General features: G+C 72.1%; 12 protein-coding genes. 1 reads left to right on the top strand and 11 read right to left on the bottom strand.

What is annotated here, in order from left to right; genetic code table 11:
• Positions 1-956: carboxylesterase/lipase family protein (locus tag IE107_RS35350; RefSeq protein ID WP_229867293.1), on the bottom strand; the 956-nt coding region annotated here is incomplete at its 3' end.
• A gap of 103 nt (positions 957-1,059) precedes the next feature.
• A complete protein-coding gene (locus IE107_RS27980) occupies positions 1,060-2,559 on the bottom strand; it encodes a long-chain-fatty-acid--CoA ligase (RefSeq protein WP_189547126.1) in 1,500 nt (499 codons plus the stop codon).
• A gap of 189 nt (positions 2,560-2,748) precedes the next feature.
• On the opposite strand from IE107_RS27980, the gene IE107_RS27975 reads away from it, so the two are divergent.
• Entirely contained in the window at positions 2,749-4,071 is a 1,323-nt protein-coding gene (locus tag IE107_RS27975; protein WP_189547125.1) for a PucR family transcriptional regulator, read from the top strand.
• A 78-nt stretch (positions 4,072-4,149) separates the two neighbouring features.
• Here IE107_RS27975 and IE107_RS27970 read toward each other — a convergent pair whose 3' ends face one another.
• From IE107_RS27970 to IE107_RS35340, 9 genes are all read right to left on the bottom strand, one after another.
• A complete protein-coding gene (locus tag IE107_RS27970; protein WP_189547124.1) occupies positions 4,150-5,127 on the bottom strand; it encodes a terpene synthase family protein in 978 nt (325 codons plus the stop codon).
• 559 nt (positions 5,128-5,686) lie between these two features.
• Positions 5,687-7,105: a DUF6177 family protein gene (locus IE107_RS27965; protein ID WP_189547123.1), complete on the bottom strand. Its 1,419-nt coding sequence runs from the start codon at positions 7,103-7,105 to the stop codon at positions 5,687-5,689.
• 68 nt (positions 7,106-7,173) lie between these two features.
• Positions 7,174-11,145 carry a type VII secretion protein EccCa gene (eccCa, locus tag IE107_RS27960; RefSeq protein ID WP_189547122.1) on the bottom strand — a complete coding sequence of 1,324 codons (3,972 nt, stop codon included), beginning with the start codon at positions 11,143-11,145 and terminating at the stop codon, positions 7,174-7,176.
• A gap of 61 nt (positions 11,146-11,206) precedes the next feature.
• Positions 11,207-12,739 carry a MinD/ParA family ATP-binding protein gene (locus tag IE107_RS35345; protein WP_229867292.1) on the bottom strand — a complete coding sequence of 511 codons (1,533 nt, stop codon included), beginning with the start codon at positions 12,737-12,739 and terminating at the stop codon, positions 11,207-11,209.
• A gap of 53 nt (positions 12,740-12,792) precedes the next feature.
• A complete protein-coding gene (gene eccD, locus IE107_RS27950; protein WP_189547121.1) occupies positions 12,793-14,166 on the bottom strand; it encodes a type VII secretion integral membrane protein EccD in 1,374 nt (457 codons plus the stop codon).
• Between the two features lie 103 nt (positions 14,167-14,269).
• Positions 14,270-14,581 (bottom strand): hypothetical protein, encoded by a 312-nt coding sequence (locus IE107_RS27945; RefSeq protein WP_189547120.1) that lies wholly within the window; start codon positions 14,579-14,581, stop codon positions 14,270-14,272.
• Between the two features lie 254 nt (positions 14,582-14,835).
• Positions 14,836-15,630 (bottom strand): DUF6508 domain-containing protein, encoded by a 795-nt coding sequence (locus IE107_RS27940; protein WP_189547119.1) that lies wholly within the window; start codon positions 15,628-15,630, stop codon positions 14,836-14,838.
• Between the two features lie 2 nt (positions 15,631-15,632).
• A complete protein-coding gene (locus IE107_RS27935) occupies positions 15,633-16,031 on the bottom strand; it encodes a hypothetical protein (protein ID WP_189547118.1) in 399 nt (132 codons plus the stop codon).
• Positions 16,028-17,078 (bottom strand): ADP-ribosyltransferase (locus IE107_RS35340; RefSeq protein WP_308434259.1); only part of this gene is annotated, 1,051 nt, incomplete at its 5' end. The genes IE107_RS35340 and IE107_RS27935, both read right to left, overlap by 4 nt.

Here is a 17,078-nt window from a genome sequence, read left to right as displayed (position 1 = left end):
AGCCGGTACTCCTCGCTGTTCGTGCCCATCAGCAGATCGACACCGGACGCGGCGCCGTCCAGCAGCGCTTCGAGCGGATCGCGGGGCAGCAGATCGCCGTCCACCACGATCTGGAAGGAGTTCCCGCCGGTCAGCGGTGAGCCGCCGGCCGTCACCTCGGTCTGCGCGGCCAGCAGTGCGGCCGGATCCACCGCCGCCAGCGCCCCGGCCGTCGCCTCGACCCCGAGCCGCTTGGCGATCAGCTCCGTGGTGCGCCGGGCCTCCGCACCCGGCGGCAGCGCGGTCGGCGCACCGCTCTGCAGCACCGCACGCCGGAACAGGCCCCTGGCCCGCGGAGCGGCGAGCAGGGCGCCGATGCTGATCGCCCCCGCCGACTCGCCACAGACGGTGACCAGGTCCGGATCGCCGCCGAACGCCGCGATGTTCTCCCGCACCCAGGTCAGCGCCGCGATCTGGTCCAGCAGCCCCCGGTTGGCGGGCGCGTCCGGGAACACCCCGAACCCCTCGATGCCGAGCCGGTAGTTGACCGACACCAGAACCACACCGTCACGGGCGAACGCACTCCCGTCGTACAGCGGAACCGCCGACGAACCGTGCAGCAGCGAGCCGCCGTGGATCCAGACGAGCACCGGCAGCCCGGTGCGGGCCGGGTCCGGGGTCCACACATTGAGGTTGAGACAGTCCTCGCCCGCCACGTCCGGGTCGGGCAGCAGCCGGTCCAGCGGCGGGGAGTACGGTCGCTTCGGCGCGGTCGGCCCGAACGCCAGGGCGTCCCGCACCCCCTCCCAGGGTTCGGGCGGCTCGGGCGCCCGGAAGCGCAGGGCGCCCACCGGCGCGGCGGCGTACGGGATGCCACGGAAGACGGCGACACCCTGTTCCACCGTGCCGCGCACCGTCCCGTGGACCGTGCTGACCCGGGGTGACGTTCCGGATGTCCGAGGGGGTACGGCAGTCATGGGGTTCAGCCCTTCTGCGGTGCGAGCGCGGACCGGTGACCGATATGTACCCGGTCCGGGGCCGCGTCGGCCCGGACCGGCCGCTGCCGGGTGCGGCGCGGGGTCAGGAGGAGGACGGCGCCGTCAGGGCCCGCTTGAGAATCTTGCCGGTCGGTCCCAGCGGCAGCGAGCCGGTGAACCGTACGATCCGCGGATACTTGTGCCGGCCGAGCCGCTCCCTGGACCAGCCGATCAGCTCCTCCTCCGTCACCGCCTCCGCTCCGGCGCGCAGGACGACGACCGCGCAGATCTCCTCGCCGCGGGCCTCGTCGGGCACGCCGATCACCGCGACCTCGGAGACCGCCGGATGGCGGACCAGCACCTCCTCGACCTCCCGCGGATAGATGTTGAAACCGCCCCGGATGACCAGGTCCTTCTTCCGGTCGACGATGCTCAGGAAGCCGTCCTCGTCCAGGACCCCGAGGTCACCGGTGCGGAACCAACCGTCGACCACGGCCGCGGCCGTCGCCGCCGGATCGTCGAGATATCCGGCGAACACGTTGTGGCCGCGCACCACGACCTCACCGACCTCGCCGTCCGGGAGCAGCACCACCGCGTCCTCCACCGCCGCGTCCGCCACACCGGTCTCCACACCCCAGATCGGGTGGCCGACCGTGCCGGCGCGACGGCCGAGCTCCGGCTGGTTGAAGCTGGCGACCGGGGCGGTCTCGGTCAGCCCGTAGCCCTCCAGGATCTGCGTCGAGAAGGTCTCCTCGAACCGTTCGAGCACGGCGACCGGGAGGGCCGCACCGCCCGAGACGGCGGCGCGCAGCGTCGTCCCGTCCCGTGCCCCGGGGTCCTGCGCCGCCGCCTCGACCAGGGCGTGGTACATCGTCGGTACGCCCATGAAGATGCTCACCCCTTCGGCGGCCAGCAGCTCCAGGGCGCCCGCGCCGCTGAAGCGCGACATGAGGACGAGCGTCGCCCCGGCCCGGAGCGTCGCGTTCATCGCGCAGCTCTGCCCGTAGGTGTGGAAGAGCGGCAGACAGCCGAGGACCACGTCGTCGACGTCCAGCCGCAGCAGGTCGTGGGCGACCACGGTGGCGTTCATCACGATGTTGAGGTGGGTGAGCAGCGCCCCCTTGGGCCGCCCGGTCGTGCCGCTGGTGTACAGGATCACCGCGGTGTCCTCCGGGGCCGCCGGCTCCGGCGCGGGCAGCGGGGCGTCGCCCGTCGGTACGCCGCGCACGGCCCGGACCCCCGCTGCGCGCGCCGCCTCCTCGGCGACCGGCCACATCGGGCCGTCGGAGATCAGCGCGACGGAGCCGCTGTGCCGCAGCACGTACGCCACTTCCTCGGCCACCAGCAGCCCGTGCACCGGGACCACCGCCGCCCCGGCGGCCAGCACGCCGTAGTACGCGTACAGGAAGTCCGCCGAATTGGGCAGCAGCACCGCGACCCGGTCGCCCGGCCGGACCCCGGACGCCCGCAGCGCGCCCGCACAGCGCAGAGCCCCCGCCCACAGCTCGCGGTAGCCGGTCCGGGTGCCCGAATCGACCACGGCGACACGGTCGGGATGCTTGCGGGCCGACTCACCCAGGATGGTTGCGACGCTGAGAAACATGACACGCTCCAGGAAACATGGCGTTCACACGGCTGCTCCTGCACAGAATCGGCCGTCCCCCCAGCTCCACACAATGTGCAGGTGCCCACCATGCGCACCGCCCACCTGGGCAGCAGCCACGCGGAGCGGTGGCCGACAAGGCATCCGCATAACGCACGGCTGTCAAAAGCTGTCCCGTAACCTTCGGTCATGGCGCAGAAACCGGCCGCCCGAGCCCCTCGCCCCGAAGGCCCTCGCGCCGGCGGACCCCCCTCCGCCGGACCCCGCGACGACGACGGCGGGCTGCGCCGTGCCCTGGCCCTCGCCCTGCTGCCGGGGATCGACGAGCTGACCCGGCGGGTCGTCGACGACATCCACGCGCACAGCGGTACGTACGCCTCCGGCTCGCCCGTCAGCCGGGACGATCTCCGGGAGATCTGCCGCTACAACCTGCTGCGTGCGCTGGAGGACTTCGGCGGGCTGCCGTCCGGCGGGGACGACTTCGAGCATGCGGCGCGCGAGACGGGGCGACGGCGCGCGGAGCAGGGTGTACCGCTGGACACCGTGCTCCAGGCCTACCGGCGCGGGGGCCGGGTGATGTGGCAGGTCATGGCCGAGCATCTGCGGGCGACGCGCGGGACACCGCAGGCCGTGGGGCAGGTCGCGGGCGACCGGGACACCGAGCTCGACATGGCGGGCGCCGTGTGGGAGACCATCGACCGCTACTCGCTGGAGATGGCGGAGTCGTACCGGCTGACCCAGCTGGAGATGCAGGGCAGGCAGGACACCCGCCGCGTCGCCCTCTTCGAGGCCCTGCTCGACGGGCGCGGCGACGACCCGGCGGTCGCTGCGGCGGCCTCCGCGGCGCTGGGCGTGCCGGTCCACGACCGATACGTCATCGTCGTCGCCGCCCAGGACCCGGCCGCGCCGCCCAACCCGGCCCCGGTCCTCGACGACCACGGCATCTGGTCCTTCTGGCGGCCCCGGTCGGGCCGGTACGCGGGAATCGTGCGGCTGGCTGCGGGGGAGTCCGCTGTCCTGCTCGACCTGCTGCGGCACCGCACCGGCGCCACCGCGGGCGTGTCACCCGAGTTCGACCGCCTCTCCCAGGCGGGCAGGGCCCTGCGCCTGGCCGAGCAGGCGCTGCGCACGCTGCCCGCCGGAAGCGGCGAGGCGGCGGCCTTCGACGACCGGCTCGCGGAGGCGCTCCTGGTCGGCCGGCCGGAGATCGCCGAGCGCATCGTCACCACGCAGCTGGGCGGCGTCCTGGACGCGGCGGCCGAACGCGAGGTGCTGCTCACCACCCTCCGGGTCTGGCTCGACCACGGCTGCTCGGCGGTGCGGGCGGCCGAGCTGCTCTACTGCCACCGCAACACGGTCCTCAACCGGATCGGCAGGATCGCCGAACTCACCGGCCGTTCCGCCGAGTCGGGCGAGGTGCGGCTGGGGTGGGCGCTCGCCCTGAGAGCGCTGCCGCTGATCGGATCCGAAGACGCACGGGCGCCGGTGGAAGGCGATTCGGGCCGGGCCTGAGCGTGCGGGACAGGGCGTGGGACCGGAGGCCGTTGCCGGGCCCCCGGTCGTCGGCTCCCGCGCCGTACTGACGGCCGGTCAGGCCGCGAAGTGCTCGGAGAGGGAATCCCGTTCGTCGACCTCGACGAGATCGGGGCGGGTGTAGCGCTCCGCGCGGGCGTGGTAGTCGAAGTCGCCCCGGACCAGCCCGCGGTAGTCCTGTATGCACCGCTCCAGCGCGACCCGGGTGGCGCCCTGGATGCCCGCCGCCTCGATCTCCTCGGTCAGTTCCTTCTCGGCGCGCTGCACCCGCTGCGCGATCTCCGCGAGCTGCACCCCGGCCTCGTCGACGGCTTCCTGGAGCGTGCATCCGCGATCACGCTGAATGAGGCGTACCGCATTGTGCTCGTATCCGAGCAGCGCCTCCTTCTCGAAGGAACAGATGTCGTTGCAGAGCCCCGAGTGATCGGTCACCGCATTGCGCAGCGCGATGTATGCGGGGAGGCTCCGGGCCGATTCCGGAAGGTCGATCCCGGCAGTGATCTCATGAAGATCGAGAAAGGGCTGCATGGCCACCGAATCCCGGCGGTGCTTCACGAATTCGGTCCGGCTCGGTGCCTGCCCGGCGGCCCGCTCGACGGCTTCGGCGTAATAGGTCCACAGCCAGGCGACCGTGTCCCGGCGGAACTGCCGGATCCAGCGCGCCGAACGGTCCCGGTACGTCCGGGTCCGCAGCCCCACGAGGGCCCGCTCCATGGCTCCGCGCGGCGGGCCGCCGTCGAGCACGGTGACCAGCCGGTCGATCGCCGCCTCGCACATGCGCGGATCGCGTCCGGCGGGCCCGTCGTCGAACTCGTCGTCGACCAGGAAGGCCCAGAAGAGCCACTGGCAGAAAAGATCGAGGTGCTGCTGCGACGCGGTGGGGAAGATCAGGGAAATCCAGAGTTCGGGCCTGGTCCGGATCATCTTCTTCCGGGCGACCGGGGAGAGCGCGAGGTCGTTGGATTCGGCCCATTCCCATGCGGCCTCCCTGGTCTCCTCGATGCCGGGATTACATCCGGTGCTCTGGAACGGCATGTGAAACGCTGGCAGCGCAATCTGGCTCATTGGTGCCCCTCGTCGAAACGATTCGGATGAACGATACGAACGGGATTCCGTTCGGACTTCGCGTGTCGGCGCCGGGTACGCATCGGGGGACGGTCCGCCCGCACCCGCCGACCCTGGCCAGAGGCTCACCGTGCGAGACCAGGACGTCATTCCTGCTCACTCTCCTCCGCCGGGGTTCGGGGCATCGGGGCCGGGCCGTCGGGCCCGCGGTGGCAATCGCCCTTGGTGCAGGACGGCGGCGTCACCATGCGTGACCCCCAGTCAACCCCGTGTGTGGGGTGGAGGGAAGCTGTTTGTGACCGAAAGTGCTTGATCGTCAGAAGCGAGTGAGCATCTCTGAGCGATTGATGACCTCTTGTGGTGATCGTCCGGCAGCGGTGAGGGAGGCTGCTCGGGCATGCCGCGCCGTCGGTTTCACGCCGCCTCCCGGCGCCCCTGCCCACGCTCCCGTCCGCTGCCCGTGTCTGCCGCCCCGGCATGCCGACGGCCCCGTCCCGGATCCGGGGCGGGGCCGTACGACGCGTTGTCCTCAGGCGCCCTTCAGATGCCGCATCAGCCGCTCGAAGTCCTGCCAGCCCGACAGGTCCGACGGATCGCCCGGCAGCGGGTAGTACAGCGCCGGACGGGACCTCGGGCCGAGCTGGACGGGCGGCTCGGAGAGCGGGGTGCGCCGGGCGCGGTCGCCGGGCATCTCGCGCACCTCCTCCGCGCCGAGCACGAAGGCCACCGGGACCCCCGGCCCCTCGAAGCGCGGCGGCACGGCCAGGTCGCGCCGCGCCTTGCGGAGCTGGACCAGCATCGACTGAAGGTGATGACGGGTGGCGAGCACCTCCGCCACCCGGGGCAGGGCCTCCAGCGGGGGCTCCTCGCCGGGGCCGTAGCCGAACGCCAGCGTGACGTCCTCCTCCACACCCGCCTTCGTACGGCTGATCCGGACCGTGGCCAGGCCCGGCCGCTCCGGGCTGCCGACCACCACGAGCCAGGTCGGCTCGGGCGCCCGGTCGAAGGCGACATCGGTCAGCCGGCGCAGCGACCACGGCAGGTTGGCGGGCTCGGCGCTGCCCCACCCCGCCGGCGGCTGCCCCGTCAGCTCCTGCCACACCGCTTCCAGGGCCCCGCCCAGCACCAGCCGGTCGTCCGCCGGGTGGACCGCGCGGAACGAGATCGCCAGCTGACGCTCACCGGTCTCGGTGACCTGCTGGTAGGCGGCGGCCACCGGTGTGCGCGGGTCCTCCGGGGTGGCGTCGGCGGCCTCGACCGTCGCGAACATGCCGTTCTGCCAGCGCAGCACGGCACCGGACAGACCGTCGTAGTACCCGTCCTTCTCGTCCTGAACCACCCACCGCGAGGGCCAGCCGCTCAGGCTGTTGCGGACGGCGGGGGAGAGCGTGGCCCCCGGCGAGGTGACGATCTGGAGTCCCAGCTCGGCGTTGGCGGCGGCCCGGAACGCGTCCGAGAGCCAGGCCGTCATGGCGATCACCGGACGGTCCTGGATGATGACGGCCACCTTGTCGGTGAGCGCGTCCACGGCGGGCTGCGCCGCGGCGGGCGTGGGCGCGACGCTCACCCCGTCGGTCTTGACCACCGCGAGGGAACGCGCGGCCTCCGGCGGCCACGCGGAACCCCCGGCCAGGGTGGCGATCCGGGCCGCGAAGGTGCCCGCGAGCAGCTCGGCCTCCTCGACACCGGTGGTAGCGCGGGCCTCCGTCCACCAGAAAGGGACCGGCGGCGCTGTGGCACCGAGCAGCCGCTCTGCCTCGCCGGCCACCTGCACCAGCAGCGGCGCCTCGATGGAGACGAGCGGCCGGCCCTGTTCGTCGCAGAGCTGCACGACGGCATCCTCGCCCGTCGTCCCCACCAGCTTGTCCGGGCCGCCCGAGAGCAGACCCGCGAGCACCGTCAACGGGTCGGGCATGCGGGTGGTGAGGGCGATGACGTCCTTGGTCATGTGGTCGGCCGTTCCTTCTTCGTCCGGGGTGCGGATGTGCGGTGGGGAGCGGCCCGCTCCCCGGCGCGTCACTCCGCGGTGTACACGGTCTGGATCAGACGGTTGGGCTGGCCCCTGCGGATGAACACCCCGCGCCCCGGCGGCTGCTGGGTCGCGTACACACCGGGGAACAGCTGGCCCTCGCTGCGGTCGCCCGCCATCAGGAGCGCCGAGGCCCCCGACTCGCGCAGCCCCAGCATCAGCGGGTCGTACATGCCGCGGGAGGCGCCCGCGACCCGGCGGGTCACCACGAAGTGGAGCCCGATGTCGACGGCGGAGGGGATGTACGGGAGGAACGGGTCGAGCGGCGACTGCCCGGCCGTGGTCAGCACGTCGTAGTCGTCGACGAGGATCACGATCCGCGGACCGCTGCCCCAGCTGCCGGGCTCCAGGTCCTCGGTGTCCGCCCGGTCGTCCGGCAGCCGCTTCTCCAGCTCGGTGGCGATACCGGCGGCCAGACCCGCGCACATCTTGGGGTTGTACGCGTAGCCGCCGCGGAACTCCTCCGGGATCGCGCCGCGCAGACCGCGCCGCGGGTCCATGACGGCGAAGACCAGCTCGTCCTCGTTGTAGCGCTCGATCAGCCCGCCGGCGACCGTCTTCAGCAGGTTCGTCTTGCCGCACTCGCTGTCGCCCAGGATCAGCAGATGCTGGTCGTGGTGGAACAGGTCGAGCACGGCGGGCGCCAGCGCCGTCTGGTCCAGGCCGATCGGCACCCGCTTGGGCTCGGCGACCGGGCCGGGCAGCAGATGCGGCTCCAGGACGTGCGGCAGGATCCGCACCGGCTGGGCGACCTCGCCGCTCCAGGTGGCGCGGATCGTACGGGCGGTGTGCTCCAGGACCGCGCCCAGGTCCGAGACGTCCGCGAGCCCGTCCGTGCGCGGCAGCGCGACCTGCGCGAAGAGCTTGCCGTCCGTGAGGATGCGGCCCGGCTCGTCGGGCGACAGGGTCTGCGCCAGCTTGCGGTCGATGCTGGACTCGCTGGGGTCGTTGAGCCGCAGCTCGACCCGGGTGCCGAAGTTCGACTGGGTGGCGATGCGCACGTCGTTCCAGCGGAGCATGCCCGCGACGACGTGGATGCCGTAGCCGCCACCGCGCTTGAGGATGTCGACGACGGCGTCGTCCAGCTCGTCGAAGTCGTCGCGCAGCGCACCGAACCCGTCGATGATCAGCACGATCTCGGCCGAGGCCAGCTGCGGCAGCCGGCCCGCCGCGTGCAGCGAACGCAGCTGCTCCACGGAGTCGATGTTGTGCTCGCGGAAGAGCTCCTCGCGGATCGCGAGCATGCCCCGCACCTCCTCCACGGTGCGCCCCGCGCGCTCCCGGTCCGCACGGCCGGCGACGCCGCCGACGTGCGGCAGCCCCGACACGGCCTGCAGGCCGCCGCCGACCAGGTCGAGGCCGTAGACGCCGACCTCCTGCGGGGTGTGGGTCAGCGAGATCGCCAGCGCGAGCGTACGCAGCAGCGTCGTCTTGCCGGCCTGCGGACCGCCGATGACCGCGACGTGACCGCCCGCCACCGTGAGGTCCAGATACCACTGGCCCTGCCACTGCTTGGTCGGGTCGTCGAGCAGACCCAGCGGCACCTGGAGCGGACCGCGCCGCTTGGCCAGCTGCATCCCGCGCGGGCCCACGTCCAGCGGCCCCGCGACCTTGTCCAGGGCGATGGCGCCGGGCAGCGGCGGCAGCCAGATCCGGCGCACCGGACCGGCCGCCTCCCGCAGCTGGTCGACGATGACCCCCATCTCGGTCGGCCCGGTCTCCCGGCGCCGCACCTTCGGCTCCTCGCTCGCGGTCTCCGGCTCGGCCAGGGTGTTGAAGGCCTCGTACTCCAGGGCGAGCGGACCGGCGTCCTCCTCCTGCGTACGCTGCACCGGACCCCGGTACGCGCCCGAGACATAGCTCGCCTTGAAGCGCTCGTAGTGACTGGTGTCGACCTTGAGATAGCCGAAACCGGGCAGCGGCGGCAGATGGAAGGCGTCCGTGGTGTCCAGGACCGTGCGCGACTCGTCGGCGGAGAAGGTACGCAGACCGAGCCGGTACGAGAGATAGGTGTCCAGGCCCTTGAGCTTGCCGCCCTCGATGCGCTGGCTGGACAGCAGCAGATGTACACCGATGGAGCGGCCGATACGGCCGATCGACAGGAACAGGTCGATGAAGTCCGGCTTCGCGGTGAGGAGTTCACCGAACTCGTCGATCACGACGAACAGATGCGGCAGCGGGTCCAGATCGGGCCGCCGCTCCGCGCGCAGCGCCGCGTAGTCACCGATGTCGGCGACGTTGCCCGCGTCCTTGAGCACCTGCTGGCGGCGCTTGACCTCACCGGCCAGCGAGGCGTGGACCCGCTCGACGAGACCCGCCTGGTTCTCCAGGTTGGTGATGACACCGGCCACGTGCGGCAGCTCCGCGAACGGGGCGAAGGTCGCACCGCCCTTGTAGTCGACCAGGACCAGCGCGAGGTCCTCCGGCGGGTGCGTGGCCACCAGCGCGAGGACCAGGGTCCGCAGCAGCTCCGACTTGCCGGAACCGGTCGCCCCGACACACAGCCCGTGCGGCCCCATGCCCAGCTCGGAGGACTCCTTCAGGTCCAGGAGCACCGGCTGATGGGAGTCGCTGATGCCGATCGGCACCCGCAGGAAGGCGCGTTCGCCGCGCGGCGCCCACATGTACGAGAGGTCGAGCTGCGCCACGTCGTCGATGCCGAGCAGATCGGCGAAGTCGACGGGCCCGGACAGCGGGGCGTCCACCAGCGATTCGGCGGACAGCCGCATCGGCGCCAGCATCCGGGCCAGGCCCTCGGCGAACGGGATGCTGACCTCGTCCACGGTGCCGTGGGCGCTGACCGGCTCCTGCTCGCGCAGGTCCTCGATGACCACCCCGTCGCCGTCGACGGTGATCCGTACGCTGACGTGTCCCGGCTCCTGGACCCGGTGTTCGAGCAGATGGAGCACGCTGACGCCCATCTCGCGCAGCCCGACCGCGTCGTCCGGGCGCGGCAGGTCGACGGCGTCCTCGCCGTGCCCGTCGGTGACGACGAGCAGCCGGGACGTCATGGACAGCGCGTCCTTGCCGGACAGGCCGCGCCGCACCTCGGCCGCGTACGAGGCGCGGCGGCGCAGCTCCGGACCGATCTGGCGGGCGAGCTGGGGCGCGGACGGGGCGATCCGGCGTGCGGCGACCGGACCGTCGAACTGCTCGGTGTCGAGCAGGTGCGGCATCCACTTGGCCCACTCCCAGTCGGCCAGCCGGTCGCCGGGCACGGCGAGCGCCATCGCGACGTCGTCGGGGGCGTGCGTGGCGGCGGTCTGGACGAGCAGGGCGCGCGCGACGCGCAGACAGTCCTCGCGGGGGCCGATGACACTGATGTTGCCGACCCGGTCGAGCGGGACGGTGAGCGGGAGTTCGGTGCCGGTACGGAAGCGGTCCATCAGCGCTGACGCCTCGTTGAGCATGAAGGTGTCGGGCGGCGAGAGGACGGACGAGCCCTGCTGGGCGACCTTCAGATCGCGGACCGGCATCTCACCCGTGCCGACGCGTACCCGCAGGAAGTCGGCGTCGAGCCGGCGCCGCTCCCAGACCCGGGCCGGGTCGCGCACTATGTCGTACAGGGCGTGCGGCGGCGGGTTGAGGACATCGGCCCGCTCGGCCCGGCGGCGCTCCTCGACGGAGAGCTCCTCGCGCAGGTCCTCCAGATAGGCGAGGTAGGCCTCGCGCTGGGTGCGGCGGGTGCGCTGGGCCTTGCCGCGCTGCGAGAAGACGAGCGCCACGGAGCCGATGACGGTGACGACGAGGATGATCGCACCGAGCCCGGCGAACTGACTGTTGCGTACGACCGTCATCATCACGACGGAGGACATCACACCGGCGACGGGCAACAGCGACATCGCGATGTTGCCCGACTTGCCCTCGGGCAGGTTCGGCGGGGCCTCGATGGTGCGCGCCTCGGAGGCGGCCGGCGGCCGGGTGGTCCTGGCCGGGCGGTGGATCAGTCGGGTACTCATCGTCGTCCGTCACTCGGGGTCGGGCTCGGCATCGGGATCAGTGGGTGCTGCCGATCGGTGATCAGTGGTGCTGCTGGGAGAGCCGGAACACGTCCGCGGCGAGCCGGGTGGCGGCCTCCCGGGTCGCGTGTGCCAGGAGTTCGGTACGGATCTCGCCGCCGGCCGCCAGATGCCGGTCGTACGGCAGCACCTGGACACTCGCGCCGGTGGCCTTCAGCTTCTGTGCCGCCTCGTCGAGATCGAGCCCGGGGTGCGGCACCAGTTCGCTGAGCACGACGACCGTGCCGGCGATCACCTGCCGGGGCAGCGACTGCATCCACGTCAGGACCGCGTACGTGCTGGTGATGCCCTCCAGCGTGGCGGGGGCGGCCAGCACCCGGGCCTGGGCGGCGGACAGTGCGACCCGGGCGACCTCGGCGGGCAGCGTCTCGCAGTCGACGACGGTGACGCCGAAGTAGCGGCGCAGCGACACCATGACCCGCTCGTACGCCCTGCTGTCCAGCATCGCGCCGATCTGGCCCTGACTGCCGGGCAGCAGCCAGGCGTTGCCGGGGAGCTGGACGAGATAACCGGTGATGTCCAGCAGCGACATCTGCGGCTCGATGATGCCCGCGAGGTCACCGGTGGTCCAGCGCAGCGACTCGGCGCCGAGCCGCAGCGGCAGCGAACCGAGCGCCGGATCGGCCTCGACGAAGAGCACCGGGTCCTGGCGGTAGTGCGCGTACGTGGTGCCGAGCAGCGCGGCGACGGTCGACTTGCCGGCGCCGCCCCGGATGGAGGTGACGGCGATCTGCCGGCCGGTCGTCACGGGCTGCTGGAGCATCTCGGCGGTGGCAGTGGTACGGGCGACCTCGCGCGCGGCCGAGGAGGACACGCTCACCCGCAGGGCGCGCGCGGCCCGCGCGGCGAACGGCTCGCCGTGCCGCGCCTTGCGCCCGACGGCGGCCAGCGCCCCGTCCACCACGGGCCGGGAGTCGGGGGTGCGGTGGGGCCGGGTGCCCGGGGTGTAGGCGGGCTGCGCCTGTGGCCGCTCCTGCTGGGGCTGGGGCTGCGCGACGGGGTGCGCGGCCACGGCCTGCTGTTCCTGGTAGCCGGGGTGCTGCTGGGGCGGTTGGGGCTGCTCCTCGTACCCAGGATGCTGCTGCTGGGGAGGCTGGTGCTGTTCCTGATACCCGGCGTACTGCTGTTGCTCTTGGTAGCCGGGGCGCTGCTGGGCCTGCTGCTGTCCCTGATAGCCAGGGTGCTGCTGCTGTTCCTGGTAGCCGACGTACTGCTGTTGCTCCGGGTATCCGGCGTACTGCTGGGGCTGTTGGGGCTGCTGGTAGCCGGGGTGCTGCTGGGACGGCTGGGGCTGCTGCGGCTCCTGGTGGCCGGGGTGCTGCTGGGGTGCCCCGTAACCGTGGGAGTTCTGCGCGGGCAGGTCGGGACCCGGAGCGGCGGCACCGTACGGCTGACCGCCCCGACCGCCCCGACCGCCCTGACCCTGCGCGGACGCGCCGTGCCCCTGACCGCCGGGGTCCTGCGCGCCCTCCTGGGCGGCGCCGCCCCTCATGGCGCGCAGCACATCGCCCTGCCAGTTGTCTTCGTTCGGCATGTCTGCCCTTCTTTTTCGCCCTGCTGCCCCGCCCGGAGCACCTGCGCGTCGACTCAGAACTTGTTGAGCAGCTGTCCGTACACGCCGAACACACCGACGGCGAGCGGGAAGAGGCCCACCACGCCGATGGATTCGACCAGATCGGCCATGCGCCGCAGCCGGACCTGCACATGCTCGGGCGGCTGCACCGCCAGGACGAGCAGCGGCAGCACCGCGGCCACGACCAGCAGGGCGAGGGGTCCGGCACCCCCGGCGTGCTGCATCCACAGCATGACCAGGCGCACGACCAGGACCGCGGAGGCGGCGAAGAGCGCCACGACCTCGGCGACCAGCGGGAAGGCCCGCGCCCGGGAGAGCAGCACGAGGGCCACCAGCGAGGGCAGCGCCACGGTCCATACGGACGGCTTGTCGGCCAGGGTGAGCAGCCAGCCGCCGGCCGCCGCGGAGACCGCGGTGACCACCGTCGCCAGGGCGAGGCCACGGTGGGTGGCTGCCAGCGCGTTGCCCACCTGGTGCCGGCTGACGGAGGCGCCGCCGGAGCGACGGTCGTCGAGCGCGGTGAGCCCGGAGGCCGCCAGCGCGAGCCGGGGGAGCAGTCCGAGCAGTACGACGGAGAAGACGGCCATCACCGCACCGAGCCGGGCCAGGTCGTCCTGGACGGCGGCGACGGCCTCCCACACCACGGTGATCGCGGTGGTGGCGACGGCACCGATGAGTCCGCCGCGGCCGAGCGGCGAGAAGTAGCCGAGGAGTACCAGCGTCAGGACCAGCGCGGCGGCGACGGCGGCGAGCCGCGCGGTTCCCGACCAGTCGTAGGCGTCCGCGGCGGTCCAGGCGGTGAGGATGCCGAGGCTGCCGGAGGCGAGCAGGAGCGCGGTCGCCAGACCCCGGTTGCCCTGCCCGATCTTCGCGATGAGCGCACCGGCCGCCAGCAGCACGAGCGTGGCGGCCGCGAGGGCAGCGGTCAGTGCGTCCAGGGCGAACTCACGCCGGGCGAGCAGCGCGGCGACCACCGCGAAGGCCACGGAGGCCACACCCGCGCTAGTCCGGCGCGCGGCGGGACGCCAGCGCCAGGCCTGCAGATCGAGATCGTCGGCCACCAGGTCGGTGACATCGTGAACGACCGGGGCGGGGGGCGCGGAATGGGCCCGGACGAGCCGGAGCACCGCACCGTCCGCGACACCCGCCGAGGACAGCGTGCTGTCGTGCGGGAGTGCGGAGCCGTCCGAAGTGATCAACTGCCGTGTCATCGGGCGTGCTGCCGCCCGGTCGTCCAGCAACTGCAGAATGTCCGGCAGCAGCTGCCCGATCGGTGTGTCGGACGGCAGGACGATATCCGCCCGGCGTCGCTCACCGACCAGAGTCACCCGGCTGAGCTGCGCTCGGGAAGTCGTTGCTGTGCTCACCACTTTACGGGAACCTATCATCGCGACGTTTTGAGGAGTCGGGCAGCTTGGCGTGCCCATGCTACTAGCGCCTTCTCGGTCCCCTTTGCAGGGAACTCATTCTGAATTCGCCGGAGTTACCGAGTTATTGGGGATTCTTCGCCGAATCCCCGGATTTCTCCGGTTGCGCCGTTTTCGCCGGCTGCTGGTACTGCTGTTCCTGGCGCTGCTGCTTCTGCTGTTCGGCCTTCTGCTTCTCCAGCATGTTCTGGACAAAGGACCATCCCACGCATCCCGCGCACAGCACGGCGGCGATGGCGATCCCCGCGAACACCTTCCCGAGCCGCTCGTCCGCCGTACGCCGCGCACGCTGCGCGCCGAACAGCAGTGCGTCACGCATCCTGCGCCGGCGTACCGCCACCGACTCCAGAAGCTGACTGTCGTAATCCCGTGCCATTCGTCCTGTCGTCCGTTGCCTCAGTCGTACGTTGCGTCGGTCATGGTCGCTGCATCATCGCCCGTCGGCGCGAGGAACGGCGGCCGGGGCCGGGTCACTCCCGCGCACTCCACGGAGCGGCATATTCCGCATCAGCCGGCGGGCGCCGTACAGGAATCCCCCAATTCACTCCTGCAACATAGGGCATGGACGAGCAGGCAGTACAGCCCGGGTCGCTGCAGGAGCGAGCACGGCGAACACGCCTCCCGCATGCGTCAGGGATCGTCCCAGGGCCCGTCGGCCACGGCCTCGTACCAGGCGCACAACGACTCGGCCACGGCGTCGAGAACGCCGCTCTCCACCGCCTGCGCGATCGTCCCGTCGGAGAACCGTTCCCCGCGTACCACGGCCGTGGCCGCGCGCACCGCGTCGGCCGGACTCAGCCGTCCGTCGGCGGGTACGGCCGGTGGCGGGTTGTCCTGCCACAGGTACGCGGGCGTCACCGCGCCGACGGCGGACAGTGCGCTCACCAGCCGGCGGAGCCGCTCGCTGTGGAGCGGGTAGCTCATCCGCCAGGTGCCGTCGGGCTGCTTCCCGCCGTCGGACCACCGCACGGCGCGGTCCTCGTCCGTGAGCTCGGCGAGCGCCTGGCTCAACTCGCGCCACGCGTCGGCGTTCACGCGGTCGAGCCGAGCCAGCAGACGCCGGTCGTCGGCCTCGGTGACGACATGGGCCAGCTCCGTGAGTGCGGCCAGGGACGGGGCCGTGGCCAGGGAGCGCGGGACGACATGGCTGACGCACCTCGGGTCCGAGCCACGGGCCAGCTCGGCGAGCGCGGCCGTGGGCACGAGCCCGCGCGCCTTGGCGGCGTTGAGCTTCGCGGACCACTCGATGCCCTCGTTGACCCCGGCCCGGTCCCCGGCCGGTCGCAGGCACCAACCGGCTGCGTCGTCCTCGTCGTTGGCCCACAGGTAGCCCATCGCCTCGCCGCGGGCATCGGCGACGGTGAGGTGGTGGACCGGCCTGTCGGTCTCGGCGCGGTAGCGCGGTGCACCGGGTTCGTACGTCATGGTCAGCTCGCGGCGAGCCCCCTGACCACATCGACGCTCGGTGCCTCGGTCAGGGAGCCGGGTACGACATGGCTGCTCTTCGACGGGTCCGATTCCTTGATCATCTCAGCCAGGGCGGCCGTCGGGGCGATACCCCGGGCCTTCGCGTCGTGGAGCCTCCGGGCCCACCTCGCACCCTTGTTGAACGCCTCGTCGCCGCCCGCCTTGCGGACCAGCCACCCGGCGGCGTCGTCCTCGTCGTTGGCCCATACGTAGCCGATCGTCTCGCCGTCCCTGTCCGCCACCGTCAGGTAGTGGACGGGCTTGTGGGACTGGGAGTTGTAGCGCGGCGGCCCGCCGGGCGCCTCGTCGAACAACAGATCCTCGTTCAGCCGCGGATTGGGCCGCTGCTCGCTGCTCATTCGTGTACCACTCCCTTATTCGGCGGCAGGACTTCTCCGTAGACCTGGACCTGGCCATTCTCCATAAAGACGCGGGTCACCTTGAACTCGGAACCGCGGGCCAGGAGCAGCTCCCGCTCCGACACGTCGAACTTGGAGACCTTCTCCAGCCACAGGGCGGGCGTCCCCTTCGGTACGCGGAGGTGCAGGATCGCCTCCTTGCCGGCGAAGCCGGACACCGGGTGGTTGCCGAGGGAGGTGGAGGTGTAGCCCTTGTCCGGATACGTCTTGCCCAGCATGTCGAGCGGGGAGTCCAGCTTGAGGTGGCCCAGCCCCGTACCCCGGACGACCATGATGTCGTCGGGCACGGGACGCGTCGACATGACCTTGTCCATCTCGGCGATGTCGTGCAGCACCTCAGGCTTCGGGCCGAATCCCGGAGTGCCGCGCAGATGGCCGTTGATGTCGTGGTACGACGGGAACGTCTCACCGGTGTAGTCCCAGAGAGCCTGCTTCGCGGACGGGTCCAGATTGTCCACGTAGTCGTTCCAGTAGTCCTGGCCGTACTTGATCGCCGCCATGTCGTCGGCGAACGGGACCGTGCCCTCGGTGAGTTCGGCCGCGGCGACGCGGTGCTTCTCGGCCGTCGTGAGGTCGTCGAAGTCGTCGGCGGAGATGTGCGGGGTGTACTTGAAACCGTCGCCCGCACCGCCGTTCCCCACTCCGTCCCCACCGTGGTGCCCGGCCGTCGTCGCGTCGTCGGAGCCGTGCGTGAGGTCGTCGGCGGCGCCGTGCGGGGCGCCGTGGCCGCTGTGGTCACCGGCGTGCGCCGCGTCGTCGACGTGCGTGGACGCGTCGTCCGAGTGCCCGCCGTGCGGGTTGTCGTGGCCGCCGCCGTGCGAGCCGTCGTGCCCGTGCGTGCCCGGTCCGTCGTGGCCCGGGGTGTGCGGGGCGTCCGGGGTGTGCGGGGTGCCGGGGGGCAGGTCGTGGCCCGGCCCGTGCGGGCCGGTGGGCGGCAGGTCGTGCCCGGCGCCCGTGGGGAAGTGGTCGGTGGGAACGTGACTGCCG

This window comes from Streptomyces gelaticus, assembly GCF_014649535.1.
GTDB classification, from domain to species: Bacteria; Actinomycetota; Actinomycetes; order Streptomycetales; family Streptomycetaceae; genus Streptomyces; species Streptomyces gelaticus.
The sequence above is the reverse complement of the archived record's forward strand: the minus strand, read 5'-3'. Positions and strand labels throughout refer to the sequence as shown.

What these genes read in the sequence shown, in the direction of transcription:
- IE107_RS27980 (WP_189547126.1), bottom strand. Translation starts at nt 2,559, where the DNA reads ATGTTTCTCAGCGTCGCAACCATCCTGGGTGAGTCGGCCCGCAAGCAT.
- IE107_RS27975 (WP_189547125.1), top strand. Translation starts at nt 2,749, where the DNA reads ATGGCGCAGAAACCGGCCGCCCGAGCCCCTCGCCCCGAAGGCCCTCGC.
- IE107_RS27970 (WP_189547124.1), bottom strand. Translation starts at nt 5,127, where the DNA reads ATGCCGTTCCAGAGCACCGGATGTAATCCCGGCATCGAGGAGACCAGG.
- IE107_RS27965 (WP_189547123.1), bottom strand. Translation starts at nt 7,105, where the DNA reads ATGACCAAGGACGTCATCGCCCTCACCACCCGCATGCCCGACCCGTTG.
- eccCa (WP_189547122.1), bottom strand. Translation starts at nt 11,145, where the DNA reads ATGAGTACCCGACTGATCCACCGCCCGGCCAGGACCACCCGGCCGCCG.
- IE107_RS35345 (WP_229867292.1), bottom strand. Translation starts at nt 12,739, where the DNA reads ATGCCGAACGAAGACAACTGGCAGGGCGATGTGCTGCGCGCCATGAGG.
- eccD (WP_189547121.1), bottom strand. Translation starts at nt 14,166, where the DNA reads ATGATAGGTTCCCGTAAAGTGGTGAGCACAGCAACGACTTCCCGAGCG.
- IE107_RS27945 (WP_189547120.1), bottom strand. Translation starts at nt 14,581, where the DNA reads ATGGCACGGGATTACGACAGTCAGCTTCTGGAGTCGGTGGCGGTACGC.
- IE107_RS27940 (WP_189547119.1), bottom strand. Translation starts at nt 15,630, where the DNA reads ATGACGTACGAACCCGGTGCACCGCGCTACCGCGCCGAGACCGACAGG.
- IE107_RS27935 (WP_189547118.1), bottom strand. Translation starts at nt 16,031, where the DNA reads ATGAGCAGCGAGCAGCGGCCCAATCCGCGGCTGAACGAGGATCTGTTG.